The following is a 763-nucleotide window of genomic DNA, read 5'->3' on the forward strand; positions in this document are numbered from 1 at the left end:
ATCAGCTGTCCCTCCTGTTCAGCTACTGACGGGGTGGTGCGTAACGGCAAAAGCACCGCCGGACATCAGCGCTATCTCTGCTCTCACTGCCGTAAAACATGGCAACTGCAGTTCACTTACACCGCTTCTCAACCCGGTACGCACCAGAAAATCATTGATATGGCCATGAATGGCGTTGGATGCCGGGCAACCGCCCGCATTATGGGCGTTGGCCTCAACACGATTTTCCGCCATTTAAAAAACTCAGGCCGCAGTCGGTAACCTCGCGCATACAGCCGGGCAGTGACGTCATCGTCTGCGCGGAAATGGACGAACAGTGGGGCTATGTCGGGGCTAAATCGCGCCAGCGCTGGCTGTTTTACGCGTATGACAGGCTCCGGAAGACGGTTGTTGCGCACGTATTCGGTGAACGCACTATGGCGACGCTGGGGCGTCTTATGAGCCTGCTGTCACCCTTTGACGTGGTGATATGGATGACGGATGGCTGGCCGCTGTATGAATCCCGCCTGAAGGGAAAGCTGCACGTAATCAGCAAGCGATATACGCAGCGAATTGAGCGGCATAACCTGAATCTGAGGCAGCACCTGGCACGGCTGGGACGGAAGTCGCTGTCGTTCTCAAAATCGGTGGAGCTGCATGACAAAGTCATCGGGCATTATCTGAACATAAAACACTATCAATAAGTTGGAGTCATTACCGTCGTTGGCTACGTAATTGCCCAGGTTGTCGGCGGTATTGTTGCAGCGGCGCTGCTGTATTTAAT

1 protein-coding gene is annotated in these 763 nt (G+C 54.4%); it reads left to right on the forward strand.

Going from position 1 to position 763, the window contains the following annotated elements; translation table 11 throughout:
• Nucleotides 1-683, forward strand: a protein-coding gene (locus ACFFIX_RS27825) for an IS1-like element IS1B family transposase (RefSeq protein ID WP_227626192.1) whose coding sequence is annotated in 2 segments (ribosomal slippage) — nucleotides 1-235 and nucleotides 235-683 — 684 coding nt annotated over the 2 segments. Because the reading frame shifts where the segments join, the coding sequence is not laid out codon by codon here. This gene is flagged as partial in the annotation.
• Nucleotides 684-763 lie beyond the last annotated feature (80 nt).

Source organism: Metabacillus herbersteinensis (genome assembly GCF_042433335.1).
Lineage (GTDB): Bacteria > Bacillota > Bacilli > Bacillales > Bacillaceae > Metabacillus > Metabacillus herbersteinensis.